The organism is Cellulomonas sp. ES6 (genome assembly GCF_030053835.1).
GTDB lineage: Bacteria > Actinomycetota > Actinomycetes > Actinomycetales > Cellulomonadaceae > Cellulomonas.
On the sequence record NZ_CP125655.1, the window covers coordinates 118,304 to 135,824 of the forward strand.

Below are 17,521 nucleotides of genomic sequence, written 5' to 3' on the forward strand. Positions count from 1 at the left end.
CTGTAGGAGGGCGGCTCACCGGGGGAGCCGGGCGACCACCACCGTCCCGTCCACGTCGTCGTCGTGCTCGACGCGGGCGCGCAGGCCGTGCGCCTCGCACGCGGCGGACGTCGCGGCGGCCTGGACCGTGCTGGTCTCGATCAGCAGGTGCCCACCGGGCGCCAGCCAGCCCGCGGCCGCGGCCGCCACGCGCCGGTGCAGGTCCACGCCGTCCGCCCCGCCGTCCAGCGCGACCAGCGGCTCGTGCTCGCGCGCCTCCGGCGGCATGTGCGCGATCTCGGCGGTCGGCACGTACGGCGCGTTCGCCGTCATCACGTCCACCCGCCCGCGCAGGCCGGCCGGCAGGGGTGCGTCGAGGTCGCCCTGCACCACGGTCCCCACGCCGTCCAGGTTCGTGCGGGCGCACGCGACCGCCGCCGGGTCGACGTCCGCCGCCCAGAGGTGCGTCCCGGGGTGCGCCCGGGCGACGGCGAGCCCGACCGCCCCCGTGCCGCAGCACAGGTCCACGACCGTCGGGTGCGGCGTGCCGGCCAGCAGCCGCACCGCGCGCCGCACCAGCGCCTGCGTGCGGGCGCGCGGCACGAAAACCCCCGGCGCGACGGCGACCCGCAGACCGGCGAACCCCGCCCAGCCCACCACCTGCTCGAGGGGCTCGCCCGCCGCCCGCCGTCCGACCAGCACCTCCAGCGCCGCGCGGTCCGGCGCCTCGGCGCACAGCAGCGCGGCCTCGTCCTCGGCCCAGACGCACCCAGCCGCCCGGAGCCGCGCGACGACGGCCGCGAGCTCGGTCGGGGTGGGGGCCGGGGTCACGGGTGCCGAATCTACGCCCCGCGCCGCGCGCCGCCGCCGCTCAGGTCGGCGCCGCCACGGCCGATCAGCAGGACGGATGGCGGCAGGGCGAGCAGTCACCGAGCGGGAGGGATCCGCGTGCCGGAACGGGTCGTGCGGCTGGCCGAGGAGGTCGGGCGCGTCACGGGGGAGAAGCTGCAGGGCATCGAGCAGGTGGCCCGCAGCACCAAGATGCTGGCGCTGAACGCGCTGATCGAGTCCGCGCGGGCGGGGGACCACGGCGCGGGCTTCGCCGTCGTCGCGCGGGAGGTCAGCGAGGTCGCGGACCGCGCACGCGCGCTGTCCGAGGAGCTCTCCGGCGAGCTGCGTCCCCGCATCGACGAGCTCACGGAGCTCGGCCACGCCCTGGTCGGCCGGGTGCGCGGGCAGCGGCTGGCGGACCTCGCGCTCAACGCCATCGAGATCGTGGACCGCAACCTCTACGAGCGGTCGTGCGACGTCCGCTGGTGGGCGACCGACGCCGCCGTGGTCGACGCGCTCGCGACCGGCGACCCGGCGGCGGCGCACCACGCGGGCGAGCGTCTCGCCGTCATCCTGCGCGCGTACACGGTGTACCTGGACCTGTGGCTCGCGGACGCGGACGGCCGGGTCGTGGCGAGCGCGAGCGCGGGCGCGGGCTCCGGTGGTGCGGGCGCGCGGGCGGTCGGGACGGACGTGTCGGACCGGCCGTGGTTCCGCGCGGCCATGGCGACGCGCGACGGCGACGACTACGCCGCGCTCGACGTCGCCCGCGAGCCCGGCCTGGACGCGCTGACCGCCACCTACGCCACCGCCGTGCGCGAGGGCGGACGGGCCGACGGGCGCCCGCTCGGGGCGCTCGGGGTGTTCTTCGACTGGGAGCGCCAGGCGCAGGCCGTGGTCGACGGCGTCCGCCTCGCGCCCGGGGAGCGGGAGTCCACGCGCGTGCTGCTGCTGGACCGCTCGGGGCTGGTGCTCGCCGCGTCGGACCGGCGCGGCGTGCTGGCCGAGCGGGTGGTGCTGCGCACCGGGCAGGACGCGACCGGGTCGTACACCGACGAGGGCCGGACCATCGGGTTCGCGGCGTCCCCGGGGTACGAGACGTACGCCGGCCTGGGGTGGTACGGCGCGCTCGTGCAGGGCTGACGCCGGCCGGCCGTGCCGGAGGTGGGACAGCCGCCGGTACGCTGGCCCGGCGGCCCCGATAGCCCAACCGGCAGAGGCGTTCGGCTCAAACCCGATCCAGTGTGGGTTCGAATCCCACTCGGGGCACTGCCACTGCCGCGAACCGCCCTGCGGCAACCATCGACCTCGAGTCGTGCGCACACAAACTGGTGAGGGAGCGCCAGCAGGCCCCTGCCGGCACGCGCTCGGGGCCAGAGACGTAGCCCAAGGGCTGCGGAACACCGGCGCTGAGTGCGCTGCCCCCAAGTTGACCGTGCGATGGCTCCGCAGAGCGAACTGCCAATGGCCCCAACGGCCGCGAGAACCGCCTGTCCGATCGTCCGAGCACGCCTTAGCCGGGACTCGTGAGGGAACTCAGGTCGCCGGGTCGGCGATCAACTTTGCCATCCAGCACGGCAACGCGCCCTTGCGAGACGCGCGAGGGGATGGAGTTACCCCAGTTCCGATCCCAGTCGAGACAGCAGCAGCTCTCCGCCTTGGCGCCAGTCGCTGAACCGAGCCCCGGCCAGATCGCGATTATAGGGCTGATCAAAGATCACCACGTCGCTGCCTGCTTTCCTGAGTGCTCGAATCATTGACGGCGAGTCTTCCACGTAGACAGTTGCCTCGATGCTGTCTTTCAGGCCCGTCATGCACAACGACATGTAGGGAATGTCCTGACGCTCGAGCCAGTCGGCAGTGTCACGCACGATCACGCGATGCAGCCCTGATAGAAATAGGCGATGACTGACGATGCGCACATGAACATCGGCGCTCGAAAGACTCCAGAGCGCCTCGCTCACTCCCGCGTAGGCCGGAACCCGGGCGTAGAGCCCATCTTCGACCGCTTCGCGGTGATACTTCAGATACTCATCAACTGACGAGAAAGGCCACCCAGCAGCGACCAGGTTGTAGGCCGTTGGCTCAGGAAAGCTCGACTCGGGGAGATTCATCCGCGCACTGCAGAACTCGCGGAATGCGCTGGTGTAGTCCGCGCATACTCCATCAATATCAAGACCAAGCACTCGATACCCCAGTGCTCCAACGCGCTGATGAAGGTAGCTTTCAGGCACGTGCATGCCGTAACTCCTCTCGATAATGCCGAGCCAGTTCTTCAACTGCAGCGATCGGCAAGCCTTCGAACAGGGCACTTTCGGTTGCGGCGAGTCCTGCCGCGCGCAACTCGCCCTGAGGCAGGCGCTCAACGAGGCCGTCGAATTTGCGTAGCAGCCGCTTCTCGACTCTGCCAGGAGACGCTGCGACCCATGCGAAGGTCGCCCACGCGGCGAGCAAGCTTGACGCTAGCAGGCAACCCAGTTGGACCCAATGGGCTAGGTTGGTGACAGACTGAGGGGTCCACGAGTGAAATGTCCATGAGGCGAGGGAAAGCGCGAAGAATAAAGCTGAGGCCAGAATGATGCCGCGCGGCGCGGCCGAGACCTTGCGCTCGACGTCGTGGTACTGGACGACGACCAAAGTCGCGGCGGCCAGGCTCAGCGCGAGAGCCACGATCGCGGCGGCGGTCGTATCCCGCAGGGGTCCGAGGTGCTCGGCTACCTCCGAAGCTGGACCACCTGAAGCGTAAGCGAGATCAATGATCTGTTTACCCGTGAAGAACAAGAGTGCCTGAGTGGCGAAGTTTGCAATTGCTGCAGAGAGACTAAACGAGAGTGCTCCCTGCCGAGTTGGCATGACCGTTACTCTCATCCGCGTAAAGGCTGCCGCAGTGGTCTCTCTACGACTGGTGAAAACATGCACTCGATGGGCTGCAATTGCTGGAGTGTGGGCGAAAGGGTTCCCTGTGACTCCGGGCGCCTTGATCACGCGAAGTTCGCTGACTTGGACGCCGGGCGTCGTTTCAATCTCGAGGTGCGTGCTCGTTGCCGCCGCGCTTGCAATACCCAGTTGCCAGGCTTCGGAGTGTCTCAAGAACTCAAAGTGCCGCTTCAAGGGCTGAACGCGTGACGCATATGACACCTTGAGTAGCATTCGGGCACTAGCGACATCGCCGTCCACCTCGACCGCGAACACGTAATCCTCACTCATCGCTGCGAGCAGCGAGGCGAGCATTGTGAGGTCGGGCGACGGAGAGTCCTTCAGGAGTGTTCGCAACCACATAACCAATTGCTGAACGTTCTGGTCGCCCGGGAGGCACTTGACATCACCGGAGTCACTATCGTCAGCGGATCGCTTGGCAATTTCCATAAAAGCAGTGCGTCTCGCTCGCTCGCTGCTCTGTATTTCGCCAGGGTTGGCAACCCGGCTGAAGATCACATCGCGTAGCGCGGGGGTAAAGTCGGACGGCGGCCCCAGCCGGCGAACTAGGTAACTCATGGCTTCGAGGACTAGTTCACCATTCTGCCCGAGAGAGAGGACGGGTACGGCTCGCCCCGTAGCATCTGAGACGTCAAGGTCAACGAGCGTTCCTTTGCGCATGAATCCGAGTGGAACGACGACACGCGCTGCGCTTTTTTGTGCTCCGTTTTCCGTGAGTTCGTCCGGATGTATGTGCAGTGACATTGGTAGGGTGACATCGAAGCTCACTTGCCGCCGCGTCTCGCCGTCCGCACGCATCGTCACCGTCTCCACGCGGCGGTGGATCCAGGAGGGGTCTGCCAAGAGGCCGAGCGTTCTTGCTCCTACTGATAGAGGTGCCGAATCGGACCCGCGTTTGGCGCGAGACGGTATGAGCATCTTCTGCCAGTTCGTCACGGGAACACTCTAGTCGGAGCGTGATCCGAGCGGCACGGTGGCCGGTCGGCTGCTTTAAGTACCCGTCGCAGGTAGGCGGCTGTGCTCGAGCTCGGGTGAGGAGAGTTGGCAGGGATGGGGCGCGGGATAGCCGCGTGGCATGTCGCGTCATTGCGTAGCGTGTCGGTCGCGACGCCATGTTCAGGGCGAGAGATCGCTCATGTGGGCGCATGTCGTGCAGGCTTGACGAGGCGCGCTCGCCCCCGGGGTGCACTTCGCCAGGGACAGGCTCCGCGAACCGGGACGAACCCGACCGGACGGTCGGCGTGCCGAGGTTCACAGGGGCGTTCCGGGCGGCCGGGCCGCACGTGGTCCTAGAATCTGATCCCGTGAGCACCCAGGACGCGACGCCGACCACGCCGGACGGCAGCGAGCAGCAGGCCGGCAGCACCCCCCTCGACCTCGACATCCCGCAGGCCCGCGCGGCCGAGAAGGCCCCGGAGGTCGCCGCGAAGCCGGCCCGCCGCGCGGTCGTCGCGGAGGACGAGGCCCTCATCCGCATGGACGTCGTCGAGACGCTGCGCGAGGCGGGCTTCGACGTGGTCGGTGAGGCCGGGGACGGCGAGCAGGCCGTGGCCCTCGCCACGGAGCTCAAGCCCGACGTCGTGGTCATGGACGTCAAGATGCCGGTGCTCGACGGGATCTCCGCGGCCGAGCGCATCGCGAAGGCCCACCTCGCGCCGGTCGTGCTGCTCACCGCGTTCTCGCAGACCGAGCTCGTCGAGCGGGCGCGCGACGCCGGCGCGATGGCGTACGTGGTGAAGCCGTTCAGCCCGGCGGACCTGCTGCCGGCGGTCGAGATCGCGATCTCCCGCTACGCGCAGATCTCCGCGCTGGAGTCCGAGGTGGCCGACCTGGCCGAGCGCTTCGAGACCCGCAAGCGCGTGGACCGCGCCAAGGGCCTGCTCATGACGAAGATGGGCCTGACGGAGCCGGAGTCGTTCCGCTGGATCCAGAAGACCTCGATGGACCGCCGCCTCACGATGCGCGAGGTCGCCGACGCGGTCATCGAGCAGGTCGGCGGCGGCGCCTGACGCCCCACCCCGCCCGGTTGCTCCCCGAGGCCCGGTCCGTCCGTCGTGGCGGACCGGGCCTCGGCGCGTCCGGGCGGAGCGCGGCCCACGAACCGCTCGTTGGTCACGAATCGGCAACAACCACTCGTTGAGACACAGCCGACACATGTCGGACACATGCGGCCCCTACGTTCACGGCCACAGCACCGGCCGGGGCTCCCGGCCGGCAGTACTCACCGACAGGGGTACCACGCATGATTCGTACGACACACGCCGTCCAGGCGGCGGCCCTCGCCGGCGCCGTCGCGCTGGTGCTCACCGCGTGCTCCAGCTCCGACGACGGCGGGTCCGGCGACGACGAGACGGCCGGCGGTGACGGCAGCCCGCTGATCGTCGGCACGCTCCTCCCGCAGACCGGCACCCTGGCGTACCTCGGCCCGCCGGAGGTCGCCGGCGTCGACCTGGCGATCAAGGAGATCAACGAGGCGGGCGGCGTCCTGGGTCAGGACGTCGAGGTCACGCACGCGGACTCCTCGGACGCCGACCACGCCGAGGTCGCGACCCAGTCGGTGACCGACCTGCTCTCGCAGGACGTGCAGGTCATCATCGGTGCGGCGTCCTCGTCCGTCACGCTCAACGTGATCGACGACATCACGGGCGCCGAGGTCGTGCAGATCTCGCCGGCGAACACCGCGACGTCGCTGTCCGGCTACTCGGACTTCTACTTCCGCACCGCCCCGCCGGACACGGTCCAGGGCTCGGCGCTCGGCAACCTCATCACCGGTGACGGGCACTCCAACATCGGCATCCTGGTGTTCAACGACGACTACGGCACCTCGCTGCGCGACGTCGTCAAGGAGACCGTCGAGGCCACGGGCGCGACCGTCGTCTACGGCAACCCGGGCGAGGAGTTCGACCCGGCCGCGAGCAGCTTCGCGACCGACGTCACGGCGCTCATGGCCACCAACCCCGACGCGGTCGTGGTGCTGGCGTTCGAGCAGACCAAGCAGATCATCCCCGAGCTCGCCGCCGCCGGCGTCGACCCGTCGACGATCTACATGGTGGACGGCAACACGGCGGACTACTCGGCGGACTTCGAGCCGGGCACGCTCGAGGGCGCCCAGGGCACCATCCCCGGCGCGTTCCCGAGCGACGAGTTCCAGGCGCGCCTCAAGGAGGTCGACGCGAACCTCACCGACTACGCCTACGGCCCCGAGTCGTACGACGCGACGATCCTGGCGGCCCTCGCGGCGGTCAAGGGCGGCGCCACCGACGGCCCGACGATCCAGGCGAACCTGGCGGCGGTCTCCGGCGCGGACGGCGGCGAGGAGTGCTCCACGTTCGCGGACTGCGTCGAGCTCCTGGACGGCGGCAGCGACATCCACTACGTCGGCCAGGCGGGCACCGGCCCGTTCAACGCGGACAACGACCCCTCGTCGGCGTTCATCGGCGTCTACAAGTACGGGGCCGACAACAAGAACGTCTGGGTGAAGGCGGTCGAGGGCTCCGTCGAGTGACGCGAGCCTGACCGGCGGCAGCCGGCACAGCACCACCCCGGGGCCCGGGACGCCACGCGCGTCCCGGGCCCCGGCGCGTGCCCCGGAGGGCTTCCACGGGCGCGGTGGGGCGGCGTACGGTCGGCCGGGCACGGGCCGCGCGGCCCGGCGCACCGTCCGCGAGGGGGACCAACGATGTGCCGGAACATCACGACGCTGCGGGGGCTGGAGCCGGCCGCGACGCCCGAGGAGGTCGAGGCCGCCGCGCGGCAGTTCGTCCGCAAGGTCACGGGCGTCCAGGCCACCAGCGCGGCGACCCACGAGCCCGTCGAGCGGGCCGTCGCGGAGGTGGCGGCGATCGTCACGCGGCTGCTCGCCGAGCTCCCGGACCGGCGGCGCCCGCCGGCCACCGTGCCGCCGCTGCGGCGCCCGGAGGTGCGGGCACGCCTCGGGATGGAGCCGTTCGACGCGGGGGAGCCGGAGGACGGCGCGGGGCACGACCGCGCGCACCCGCACGACCACGACCACCCGCACGCGCACCCGCACGACCACGCGCACCCGGACCACGCGCACCCGCACACGCACGAGCCCGCGCCCGCCTGACGGCGGACGCGGGCTCGCGACGGGGAGGCGGGCTCAGCCCTGCGGGGCGTCCCGCTGCGCCGCGGCCTCGACGTCGGTGGCGAGCGTCCCGAGGTACAGCTCGATGACCTTCGGGTCGTTCATCAGCTCGCGCCCGGGGCCCGAGTAGGCGTTCGACCCCTGGTCGAGCACGTACGCGCGGTCGCAGATCTGCAGGCACCGCCGGGCGTTCTGCTCGACGATGACGACCGACACGCCCGCCTTGTTGATCTTGCGGGTCCGCAGGAACGTCTCGTCCTGGCGGACGGGGGACAGGCCCGCGGACGGCTCGTCGAGCAGCAGCACGGACGGGTCCATCATGAGCGCGCGCGCCATCGCGACCATCTGCCGCTCGCCGCCGGACAGCGACCCGGCGCGCTGCTTGCGCCGCTCGCCGAGCACCGGGAACAGGTCGACGATGAAGTCGAACCGCTCCGCGAACCGCTTGGGGGCCTGGAACAGCCCCATCTCGAGGTTCTCCTGGATGGACAGCGACGGGAACACGTTGTTGGTCTGCGGCACGAACCCGACGCCGCGCCGCACCAGCGAGTCGGCACGGTGGTTGGTGATGTCCTCGCCCTTCAGCACCACCGAGCCGGACCGGATCGTCACGAGCCCGAACAGCGCCTTGAGCAGCGTCGACTTGCCGGCGCCGTTCGGGCCGATGATGCCGACGAGCTCCCCGGGGTGCACCACGAGGTTGCAGTCGTTGAGGATGTTGACGCCCGGCACGTAGCCCGCCACCAGGTCGGTCGCGGCGAGCAGCGGCTCGCCCGCGGGCGCCCCGCGGTGGACGGTCGAGGGGTCGGACCCCTGCACGGCGGTGCTGCTCATCGGGTGCCCTCCTTCGTGTCGGTGCCGGTGTCGGTGCCGGCGAACGCGTCGTCCACCTCGCCGGCCTCCTCGGCCTCGAGGCGCGCGATGCCGTCCTCGAGCAGCGCGTCGTCGCCCAGGTCGGTGTCGTGGTGCGCGCCCAGGTACGCGTCGATCACGGCCTGGTCGGCCATCACGGCCTCGGGCGGCCCCTCGGCGACGATCCGGCCCTCCGCCATGACGACCACCCAGTCCGAGATGTGCCGGACCATGTGCATGTCGTGCTCGACGAACAGCACGGTCGTGCCGTCCTCGCGCAGCGCCTGGATGTGGCCGAGCAGCGACTGCGTCAGCGCCGGGTTCACGCCGGCCATCGGCTCGTCGAGCATGACCATCGTGGGGTCCGACATCAGCGCCCGCGCCATCTCGAGCAGCTTGCGCTGGCCGCCGGACAGCGAGCCCGCGTAGTCGTCGCGCTTGGCGTCGAGCTTGAACCGGACCAGCAGCTCCTCGGCCTTCTCGGTGATCTCCTTCTCGCGCGCCCTCCACAGCGGCGGCACCAGCGCGGTGAACAGGTTCTCGCCGGGCTGGCGGGTGGCCCCGAGCCGCATGTTCTCGATGACGGTCATGCGGGACAGCGCCTTGGTCAGCTGGAAGGTGCGGACCATGCCGGAGCGGGCGACGCGCGCCGCCGCGACCCCGGACAGGGACCGTCCCTCGAACGACCACGTGCCGGTGCTCGGCCGGTCGAACCCGGTCAGCAGGTTGAACAGCGTCGTCTTGCCGGCGCCGTTCGGGCCGATGAGGGCGGTGATCGCGCCGCGCTGCACCTCGAGGTGCTCCACGTCGACGGCGGTCATGCCGCCGAAGTGCCGGGTGACCCCGTCGGCGACGACGATCGCGTCGGGCTTCGGGATGCCGGGGGTGCGGGCGACGTGCGCCAGGTCGGCCGTGACGCGGTCCTTGCCGCTGGCCGTCGTCGCGTGCGGGACGGGCGGCGGCACGTGGCCGCGGGGGACGTCAGCGGACATCGATCGCCAGCTCCTTCTTGTCGCCGAGGATGCCTTGGGGCCGGAAGATCACCAGCAGCATGAGCGTCACGCCGACGACGATCCAGCCGAACTGCTCGATCTGCTCGGTGCGCATCACGGACTCGGGGACGCCGACGCGCATGACGGACTTGATGAGCATGAGCGAGACCCAGAAGATGATCGACCCGAGCACCGGCCCGAACACCGTCGCGGCGCCGCCGAGCAGCAGGATCGTCCAGACGAAGAACGTCATGGGGCGGCCCATCGAGTCGGGCTGCACCGCCCGGGGCAGGACGTAGATGATGCCCGCCACGGCGCCGATCACCCCGCCGAGCACCAGGGACTGCATCTTGTACGAGTAGACGTTCTTGCCCAGCGACCGCACGGCGTCCTCGTCCTCGCGGATGCCCTTGAGCACCCGGCCCCACGGGCTGCGGATGAGCAGCCACACCAGCAGGCACGCCAGGGCGACGACCGCCCAGCCCACGATGCGGATCCACCACGAGTTGGACGCGTTCATCGAGTACTCGAACGGTCCGATCGCGAGGTTGCCGTCCGGGAACGGCGACGCGTCCTGGAACGTGTCCTTGTACGAGTTGCCGCGCAGCCCGGACGAGGCGCCCGTCAGGTCCGTCAGGGCCGTGGACCGCCCGACGAGGCGGATGATCTCGGCGGCGGCGATCGTCACGATCGCCAGGTAGTCGCCGCGCAGCTTGAGCGTGGGGATGCCGAGCAGCAGGGCGAACACGGCGGCGCAGGCGATCGCGACGAGCACCGCGGCCCACAGCGGCCACCCGGCGATGGTCGAGATCGCGAAGCCGTAGGCACCGAGCAGCATGAACCCGGCCTGGCCCATGTTCAGCAGGCCGGTGAGGCCGAAGTGCACGTTGAGGCCGATGGCCGCCAGCGCGTAGGCGGCGGTGGTCGGGGCGAAGATCTCGCCCGCCACGTTGACGAGGATGCGGGACCACTCCATGACGGCTCCTTAACCGATCCGCTCGGCGCGTCCGAGGATGCCCTGGGGCCGCAGCAGCAGGACGAGGATGAGGATGAGCAGGGCGCCGGCGTAGCGCATGTCGCTCGGGATGACGAGGTTCGACATCTCGACCACCAGGCCGATGACGATCGAGCCGGCCAGCGCGCCGAACGCCTGGCCGAGGCCGCCCAGCGTCACCGCGGCGAACATGAGGAGCAGCAGCGCGCCGCCCATGTTCCACGACGTCGCGTTGAGGTACAGGCCCATGAGCACGCCGCCGAGCGCGGCGAGCGCCGCACCGAGCACCCAGACGAGCCGCACGATGCGGTCGACGGTGATGCCCGACGCCGCCGCCAGCGCGGGGTTGTCGGAGACCGCCCGGGTGGCGCGGCCGACCCGGGTGCCGAGCAGGAAGTACGCCACCGCGGCGAGCACGACGGCCGCCAGCAGCAGCGACCACAGCGACGTCGTGCTGATCCGGACCGGACCGAGCGTGACCGTCGTCGGGTTCGTCGTGACGATGCGCAGCGCGCCCCCGCCGAAGAAGAACTGGTACGTGTACTGCAGCGCCATCGACAGACCGATCGTGACGATCATCTGCTGCGTGGTGCCGACCCGCCGCTTGCGCAGCGGGTGCCACATCCCCGCGTCCTGCAGCCAGCCCGACGCCGCGCCGACCACCACGGCCAGCACGCCCGCGACGAGCAGCGGCAGGCCCCAGAGCTGGACGCTGACGTACGCGGCGATCGCGCCGAGCGTCACCTGCTCGCCGTGCGCGAAGTTCGACAGGCCCGTGGTGCCGTAGATCAGCGACAGACCGACGGAGGCCAGCGCGAGCAGCACGCCGAACACCAGGCCGCTGCTCGCCTGCTGCGCGAGCCGCCCCCAGGAGAAGCCGCCGGAGCTGGACGACCCGGTGGGGGCCCCCACCTCGTCGGACGGGGCCGGCGCGGTGCTGGCCGGGTCGGGGGCGGCGGTCTCGTCGCCACCCCCGGCGGGCGCCGCGGGCTCGCCCAGCGGGAACAGCACGCCCGCGGAGGACCCGAGCGCGACCGTGACGGTGCGCGGGTTGCCCGACGGGTCGCGCAGCGTCTCGCCCGCGGGGAGCGTCGCGGTGTCGAGCGTGACCGTGTAGTCGCCCGCCTCGGTCACGGCCAGCGTCCAGCGGCCGTCGGCGTCCGTGGTGGCCTGGCTCGCGCCCCCGGGACCCTCGACGTCGAGCACGACGCCGGCAGCGGGCTGCTGGTCGGACGTGCGGATGGTGCCGTTGAGGCAGCCGGTGGCGGCGTCGGCGACGCACCCGGCCGCCGCCGCCCGGGCGGTGCCCGGGACGGCCACGGTGAGGAGCAGGGTCAGCAGGAGCGCGCCGAGGACGGCGAGCGCCCCGGCGGTGGAACGGTCCCTGGTTGCGGCTCGGCGCACCTGGTCCTCCGTCCGGTCGTGGCCGACGGATCGGCCGGAGTCGGCTGCGGTTTCCGGCGAGCAGGCAGCACGACCGGGAGGTCGGGCGCGTCACGTTCTGCTCTCCGTGAGTTGGCGCGACAGTAGGGAGCAATAGTTTCCGGATGATTACGGGCGTGTTCGAGGCGTTCGCGGCCTGCGGGCGCCGGGCGGGCGCCGGTGCGCGGCCGGCCGTCCCGCTCCTCCGGAGGGCCGTTCACCCGGGCGTGTGAGCCGGTTCACGGCCCGGCGTGCTGACCAGGCCGTTCGCGGACGGACGCCGGGACCGCTGCCGGGGGCGACTAGGCAGAACGGGCGGTCGTGGGCCATGATCGGGCTGCCGCAGGGGGTGCAGCAGGCTCGCGACGACATCGTTGTCGTCGCCCCGTCCGAGTGCCGAGGAGGAGGTCGCCGTGCCGTCACCCGTCGCCGTGCGCCCTGCCCGACCCGAGGACCTCGACGTCCTCGTCGCCCTGAGCCTCGCCGCCCGCGCGGAGTCGGTGGTGGGCGCGCAGCTCTGCACGGACGACGCGGACCGGCTGCGGCACCAGATCGGCGCGCTCGTGGGCGAGCCCGGGGCGTGCGGGCTCGTCGGCCTGCTGGACGGCGAGGTCTGCGGCCTGGCCCTCGCCCGCATCGTCGGGCCGAGCCTGTTCACCGACGAGGTGGCCGTGTCGATCGAGGCGGTCTACGTCGCCGAGGGCGCGCGCCGCCGCGGCGTGGGTCACGCGCTGCTCGGCGCCGTGGTCGAGGAGGCGCAGCGGGCCGGTGCCGCGGACGTGCTCGCGGTGCCGCTGCCGGGCGCGCGCGGGATGCTGCGGTTCCTCGCCCGCCTGGGGTTCGCCCCGGCGGCGGCCCACCGCGTGGCCAGCACCGAGGCGCTGCAGCGCCGGCTCGTCGCGGACGCCCCCGCCCGCCGCAGCGCGCGCGTCGGGCTGGACGACCTCATCGCGCGCCGGCGCCGGGCCCGGGCCGGCCGGGCGGCGACGCCGGCGGAGGCCGCGGTGGCTCAGACCGGCCGGTCGTCGATCAGCATGCAGGTCAGCCGCGCGGAGCAGATCCGCCGGCCGCGCGGGTCCTCGACCACGACGTCGTAGGTCGCCACCCGCCCGCCGAGGTGCACGGCGGTCGCGGTGCCCGTGACCACGCCCTCGGTCGCCGACCGGTGGTGCGTGCAGCTCAGCTCGATGCCCACGGCGCGCCGCCCGGGACCCGCGTGCGCGGCGGCGGCGTACGAGCCGAGGGTCTCGGCCAGCACCGCCGACGCCCCGCCGTGGAGCAGGCCGTAGGGCTGCACGTTGCCGGCGACCGGCAGCGTCCCGACGGCGCGCTGCGGCGTCACCTCCAGCAGCGTCATGCCGAGGCGCTCCATGAGCGTGCCGGGCGGGAAGGCGAGGCCGGGGTCGCCGGGGGCGCCGGTGGTCTCGGGGGCGTCGGTGGGGTGCGGGCCGGTGTCGGACATGCCCGATAGGTTGGCACCCGTGACTGACGCGACGCGACTCCCCGCCGGCGGGCAGCCCGCACGACTGCTCCTGGTCGACGGCCACTCGATGGCGTACCGGGCCTTCTTCGCCCTCCCGGTGGACAAGTTCGCCACCTCGACCGGGCAGCCCACCAACGCGGTGTTCGGGTTCGTGTCGATGCTCGCCAACCTGCTGCGGGACGAGGAGCCGACGCACGTCGCGGTGGCGTTCGACGCCGGCCGCACGACGTTCCGCACCGAGCAGTACGAGGAGTACAAGGCCAACCGCTCGGCCTCCCCGGAGCCGTTCCGCGGGCAGGTCGACGTCATCAAGCAGGTCCTGGCGACCATGCACATCCCGACGCTCGACAAGCCCGGGTTCGAGGCCGACGACATCCTCGCGACGCTCGCGCGCCAGGGCGCGGCCGAGGGCATGGACGTGCTCATCTGCTCCGGCGACCGCGACTCGCTCCAGCTCGTCAACGAGCGGGTCACCGTGCTCTACCCCGTCAAGGGCGTGTCCGAGCTCGCGCGGATGACGCCCGAGGCGGTCGAGGCCAAGTACGCCGTGCCGCCGTCCCGGTACCCCGACGTCGCGGCGCTGGTCGGGGAGTCCTCCGACAACCTCCCGGGTGTGCCGGGCGTCGGGCCGAAGACGGCCGCGAAGTGGATCACGACGTACGACGGCCTGCAGGGCGTCGTCGCCCACGTCGACCAGATCACCGGCAAGGCGGGGGAGTCGCTGCGCGCGCACCTCGACCAGGTGCTGCTCAACCGCCAGCTCAACCGCCTGCTGGACGACCTGGAGCTGCCGCTCGGCCCGGAGGACCTGGCCGCGCGCCCGTGGGACCGCGAGGCGCTGCACACCATCCTCGACGAGCTCGAGTTCCGGACCCTGCGGGACCGGCTGTTCGCGATGCTGCCGGGCGAGGGCGACGGGGCGAGCGACGTCGCGGGCCCGTCCGAGGGCCCCGGGATGGTCACGCCGGTGGACGGCGGGCTGGCCGCGTGGCTCGAGCGGCACGCCGGCGCGCGCACCGCGGTCGACGTGCAGGGCTCGGCGTCCCCGGCGGGCGGCGACGCGTGGGGGATCGCCCTGGTCGTCGGCGACGAGGCCGTGGCGTACGACCTGGCGCAGATCGCCCCGGAGGACGAGGCGGCGCTCGGCGCCTGGCTGGCGGACCCCGCGCAGCCGAAGGTGCTGCACGCCGCGAAGGAGGCCTGGCACGCGCTGGCCGGCCGCGGGTTCGCGCTCGAGGGCGTCGAGTTCGACACCGAGCTGGGGGCGTACCTGCTGCAGCCGGACCGCCGCGGCTACGACCTGTCGGACCTCGCGATCGGCTACCTGCGGCGCGAGCTCGGCGCGGTGGCGGACGACTCCGGCCAGGGCGCGCTCGACCTCGACCTGGAGGGCTCGCAGGAGGGTGCCCGCGGCGCCGTCCGCGCGGCGGCGGTGCTGGACCTCGTCGACGTGCTCGGCGGGCAGCTCGCGGACCGCGGGGCCGACCACCTGCTGCGCGACGTCGAGCTGCCGCTCGAGGGCGTGCTGGAGCGCATGGAGCACGTCGGCATCGCCGCCGACGCCGAGTACCTCTCGGCGCTCGAGAAGGAGTACGACACCGCGGTGCAGCGCGCCGCCGCCGAGGCGTACGACGTCATCGGGCGGGAGGTGAACCTCGGCTCGCCGAAGCAGCTCCAGGAGGTGCTGTTCGACCAGCTCGAGATGCCGAAGACCAAGAAGATCAAGACCGGCTACACGACCGACGCCAACGCGCTGGCGGACCTGTTCGCCCGCACCGGCCACCCGTTCCTCGAGCACCTGCTCGCGCACCGCGACGCGATCCGGCTCCGGCAGACCGTCGAGGGCCTGCTGCGGTCCGTCGCACCCGACGGGCGGATCCACACGACGTTCCAGCAGACGATCGCGGCGACCGGGCGGCTGTCGTCCACGGACCCGAACCTGCAGAACATCCCGATCCGCACCGAGGCCGGCCGGCAGATCCGCCGGGCGTTCGTGGTCGGCGCGGGCTACGAGACGCTGCTGACGGCCGACTACTCGCAGATCGAGATGCGGATCATGGCGCACCTGTCCGGCGACGCCGGGCTCATCGAGGCGTTCACCGCGGGGGAGGACCTGCACTCCTACGTCGGCTCCCGGGTGTTCGGCGTGCCGACCGACCAGGTGAGCAGCGCGCAGCGTTCCAAGATCAAGGCGATGTCCTACGGCCTGGCGTACGGCCTGTCGTCGTACGGCCTGTCGCAGCAGCTCAAGATCGACGTCGCCGAGGCGTCGGCGCTCATGCGGGACTACTTCTCGCGGTTCGGCGGCGTGCGCGACTACCTGTCCGGTGTGGCCGACGAGGCGCGGGCGACCGGCTACACCGCGACGATCCTCGGCCGGCGCCGCTACCTGCCGGACCTGACGAGCGACAACCGGATCCGCCGGGAGGCCGCCGAGCGCATGGCGCTCAACGCGCCCATCCAGGGCAGCGCGGCCGACATCATCAAGCTGGCGATGCTCGGCGTGCAGCGGGAGCTCGACGCCCAGGGGCTCGCCTCCCGGCTGCTGCTCCAGGTGCACGACGAGCTCGTGCTCGAGGTCGCGCCCGGCGAGCGCGAGGCCGTCGAGGCGCTGGTACGCGCGCAGATGGGTTCGGCGTACGCGCTCGACGTGCCCCTGGACGTGTCGGTCGGCGTCGGCCCGAGCTGGCACGCCGCCGGCCACTGACCCACGCCCCCCTGCCCCACCGCGCCCCCACCCCCGGCCCGCGTCGAGGTCGTCCTCCAGGCCCGAGGTCGTCACCTCGGGCCGAGGTCGTCAGGTGGGACGCACGACCTCGGCCGCAGGTGACGACCTCGCCGGTTGCGTCGGCACCCGGCCGGCGGCGGTCAGGCCGGGCGGTGCGCCACGAGGATCAGCGTGCCGGGCAGGTGCGCGCCGCGCAGCGGGCTCCAGCCGCCCCACGTCCGGTCGTGCCCCTCGGGCCAGGCGGGCTCGACCAGCGCGTCCAGCACCAGGCCGGCCGCGACGACGTCGGCCACGTGGTCCCCGACGGTCCGGTGGTACTCCGCGTACAGCACGCGCCCCTGGTCGTCCTGCTCCACGTAGGGCCGCCGGTCGAAGTACGAGCGGTCCGCGGTCAGGCCCCGCGGGCCCGGGTCGTCGGGGAACGCCCACCGCACGGGGTGCGTCACCGAGCACACCCACCGGCCGCCCGGCCGCAGCACCCGGGCCGCCTCGGCGTGGACCCGAGCGGCGTCGGGGACGAACGGGATCGCGCCGTAGGCGGTGAACACGGCGTCGAACGACGCGTCCGGGAACGGCAGCGCCCGCGCGTCGGCCTGGACGAGCGGCACCGGGGTGCGCGCGCCGTCGACCGGCCCGGCGTCGGAGAGCCGGCCCGCACCGGACGCGGCCCGCTCACCGGCACCCGCGCCGCCGCCCGCGCCGCCGCCCGCGACCCGGTCGGCCCGGTCCAGCCGCGCGGCGGCCCGCAGCATCCCGCCGGAGACGTCGGTCGCCACCGCCAGCGCCCCGTGCGCGGCGAGCCAGCGCGAGCACTGCGCCGCGCCCGCCCCGACCTCGAGCACCCGTCGCCCGGCGACGTCGCCGAGCAGCCGCGCGTCCGCCTCGCGCAGCCCCTCCGGGCACCACACGAAGTCGGCGTCGCCGAGGAACGACCCGTGCTCGTCGAGGTACTCGCCGGCGTTCGCGTCCCACCAGCGACGGCCCGCGCCCTCGACGGCGCCCGCGGGGACGTCGACGTAGCCGGCGGACGCCAGCGGGCCCGGGGCCGGCGCGCCGCCCGGACCCGCGTCCCGGCTGCCGGGCTGCTCCTGGCTGGTCACCCCCCGACCGTAGTGCCCCGGGACCTCCGGCTCACGGCCGCGGACCGGGTACGGATAGCCTGGTCGCGTCGCGCGACGGAGCTGCGGCCCACCCCCAC

General features: G+C 72.5%; 15 protein-coding genes and 1 tRNA gene. 7 read left to right on the forward strand and 9 right to left on the reverse strand.

Annotated features, from left to right (window positions below; genetic code table 11):
- Positions 1–15: 15 nt before the first annotated feature.
- Positions 16–810, reverse strand: a complete 795-nt coding sequence (locus P9841_RS00520) for a putative protein N(5)-glutamine methyltransferase (protein ID WP_283320193.1) — start codon at positions 808–810, stop codon at positions 16–18.
- A gap of 117 nt (positions 811–927) precedes the next feature.
- On the opposite strand from P9841_RS00520, the gene P9841_RS00525 reads away from it, so the two are divergent.
- Both P9841_RS00525 and P9841_RS00530 read left to right on the forward strand, forming a co-directional pair.
- On the forward strand, positions 928–1,953 hold the full coding sequence (locus tag P9841_RS00525) for a methyl-accepting chemotaxis protein (RefSeq protein WP_283320194.1): 1,026 nt from the start codon (positions 928–930) through the stop codon (positions 1,951–1,953).
- 52 nt (positions 1,954–2,005) lie between these two features.
- Positions 2,006–2,079, forward strand: a tRNA-Leu gene (locus P9841_RS00530).
- A 344-nt stretch (positions 2,080–2,423) separates the two neighbouring features.
- Here the strand turns inward: P9841_RS00530 and P9841_RS00535 are convergent.
- Positions 2,424–3,050: a 5' nucleotidase, NT5C type gene (locus P9841_RS00535; RefSeq protein ID WP_283320195.1), complete on the reverse strand. Its 627-nt coding sequence runs from the start codon at positions 3,048–3,050 to the stop codon at positions 2,424–2,426.
- Positions 3,037–4,683 (reverse strand): hypothetical protein, encoded by a 1,647-nt coding sequence (locus P9841_RS00540; RefSeq protein ID WP_283320196.1) that lies wholly within the window; start codon positions 4,681–4,683, stop codon positions 3,037–3,039. Before P9841_RS00540 ends, P9841_RS00535 begins: the two co-directional genes overlap by 14 nt.
- A gap of 446 nt (positions 4,684–5,129) precedes the next feature.
- Between P9841_RS00540 and P9841_RS00545 the strand changes: the two genes are divergently transcribed.
- The 3 genes from P9841_RS00545 (at position 5,130) to P9841_RS00555 (ending at position 7,834) form a co-directional block, all read left to right on the forward strand.
- Positions 5,130–5,756, forward strand: a complete 627-nt coding sequence (locus P9841_RS00545) for an ANTAR domain-containing response regulator (protein ID WP_283322030.1) — start codon at positions 5,130–5,132, stop codon at positions 5,754–5,756.
- 233 nt (positions 5,757–5,989) lie between these two features.
- A complete protein-coding gene (locus P9841_RS00550; protein WP_283320197.1) occupies positions 5,990–7,252 on the forward strand; it encodes an ABC transporter substrate-binding protein in 1,263 nt (420 codons plus the stop codon).
- Positions 7,253–7,426: 174 nt separating this feature from the next.
- Entirely contained in the window at positions 7,427–7,834 is a 408-nt protein-coding gene (locus tag P9841_RS00555; protein WP_283320198.1) for a DUF2277 domain-containing protein, read from the forward strand.
- A gap of 33 nt (positions 7,835–7,867) precedes the next feature.
- Here P9841_RS00555 and P9841_RS00560 read toward each other — a convergent pair whose 3' ends face one another.
- The 4 genes from P9841_RS00560 to P9841_RS00575 are packed head-to-tail and all read right to left on the reverse strand — an operon-like array spanning position 7,868 to position 12,094.
- The gene (locus P9841_RS00560; RefSeq protein WP_283320199.1) at positions 7,868–8,686 is read right to left on the reverse strand and encodes an ABC transporter ATP-binding protein; all 819 of its coding nucleotides are present in this window, start codon (positions 8,684–8,686) and stop codon (positions 7,868–7,870) included.
- On the reverse strand, positions 8,683–9,696 hold the full coding sequence (locus tag P9841_RS00565) for an ABC transporter ATP-binding protein (RefSeq protein ID WP_283320200.1): 1,014 nt from the start codon (positions 9,694–9,696) through the stop codon (positions 8,683–8,685). The genes P9841_RS00560 and P9841_RS00565 overlap by 4 nt, the downstream gene beginning before the upstream one ends.
- Entirely contained in the window at positions 9,686–10,672 is a 987-nt protein-coding gene (locus P9841_RS00570) for a branched-chain amino acid ABC transporter permease (protein ID WP_283320201.1), read from the reverse strand. The genes P9841_RS00565 and P9841_RS00570 overlap by 11 nt, the downstream gene beginning before the upstream one ends.
- A 9-nt stretch (positions 10,673–10,681) precedes the next feature.
- A complete protein-coding gene (locus P9841_RS00575) occupies positions 10,682–12,094 on the reverse strand; it encodes a branched-chain amino acid ABC transporter permease (protein WP_283320202.1) in 1,413 nt (470 codons plus the stop codon).
- Positions 12,095–12,525: 431 nt separating this feature from the next.
- Between P9841_RS00575 and P9841_RS00580 the strand changes: the two genes are divergently transcribed.
- Complete coding sequence (locus P9841_RS00580) at positions 12,526–13,209, forward strand: GNAT family N-acetyltransferase (RefSeq protein ID WP_283320203.1); 684 nt, start codon at positions 12,526–12,528, stop codon at positions 13,207–13,209.
- Here P9841_RS00580 and P9841_RS00585 read toward each other — a convergent pair.
- Positions 13,122–13,574 carry a PaaI family thioesterase gene (locus tag P9841_RS00585; protein WP_502848162.1) on the reverse strand — a complete coding sequence of 151 codons (453 nt, stop codon included), beginning with the start codon at positions 13,572–13,574 and terminating at the stop codon, positions 13,122–13,124. The two genes, P9841_RS00580 and P9841_RS00585, sit on opposite strands and share 88 nt — an antisense overlap.
- Here P9841_RS00585 and polA point away from each other — a divergent pair.
- The gene (polA, locus tag P9841_RS00590) at positions 13,573–16,302 is read left to right on the forward strand and encodes a DNA polymerase I (RefSeq protein ID WP_502848164.1); all 2,730 of its coding nucleotides are present in this window, start codon (positions 13,573–13,575) and stop codon (positions 16,300–16,302) included. The genes P9841_RS00585 and polA overlap by 2 nt on opposite strands.
- A 161-nt stretch (positions 16,303–16,463) precedes the next feature.
- Here the strand turns inward: polA and P9841_RS00595 are convergent, their stop codons facing one another.
- Positions 16,464–17,357 (reverse strand): class I SAM-dependent methyltransferase, encoded by an 894-nt coding sequence (locus P9841_RS00595; RefSeq protein WP_283322033.1) that lies wholly within the window; start codon positions 17,355–17,357, stop codon positions 16,464–16,466.
- Positions 17,358–17,521: the final 164 nt, after the last annotated feature.